We start from the raw sequence: 800 nt of genomic DNA on the forward strand, positions 1-800 counted from the left end.
CGTGTCGATGACCGAAACCGACCCGTCCTCGACATTGGCAACGTAGAGCTCGGTCCCGTCCGGGCTGAGCCGCAGCCCGTGCGGATAAGCTCCGGTCTCAATGCGCTCGATCACCGATGCGTTCGCGAGATCGACCACCGCGACCTTGTCCGCGCCCGAGAGGGACGCATAGGCGCGACCCTGCGTATCGGCGACGACGTGGGCCGGGTGGGCACCGATCTCGACCGAGACAGCAGGCTTCGAGAGGTCCTGTGGATCGAGCATTACCAGGAGTCCCGCGGCGTCCCCGTCGTGGCCATGCCCCTCCGAGCCATGATCACCGGAAGCCGGAGTGCCGACCGCCAGCAGGAAGCGCCCGTCCGGCGTCAGATCGACGTTATGGGGCGCCACCGGGATGGGCACCGTGGTCACGGCCCCGGTGCCCAGGTCGATGGCGCTGATCGAGCTGCCGCCTTCATCGGCGGACCAGACAGTGCCGCCGGTCTGGCCGAAGTCGATGCCCTCAGGGCTACCTTTCTCCTTCAGCCAGGCTTCCATCTCGGCGATCTCGCGCTCCTGCGCGGCGATGATCTGCTCGGCCCACGCCTTGGTCTGCGGGTCGTCGCCGTGCTGCTGCACGATCCGGGCCATGTCGATCGCGCCCTGATGATGCGGGATCATGCCCCGCACGAAGGCCGTGTCGGGGTCATCGGCCCTGACGCCTTCCATCATCGGCCCGTGCATCGCGTCCATGGAGTCCACATAGGCGCGGGTGAACTCGGGGGCGCTCCCATCGCCGGCAGCTTTCGATGCATCGACCG

1 protein-coding gene is annotated in these 800 nt (G+C 67.8%); it reads right to left on the bottom strand.

The window, feature by feature from the left end; all coding sequences use genetic code 11:
* Positions 1 to 800: CopM family metallochaperone (gene copM / locus ACFFII_RS16780; RefSeq protein ID WP_377700023.1), on the bottom strand; the 800-nt coding region annotated here is incomplete at both ends.

Source organism: Paracoccus niistensis (assembly GCF_042432925.1).
In the GTDB taxonomy this organism is placed as follows: domain Bacteria; phylum Pseudomonadota; class Alphaproteobacteria; order Rhodobacterales; family Rhodobacteraceae; genus Paracoccus; species Paracoccus niistensis.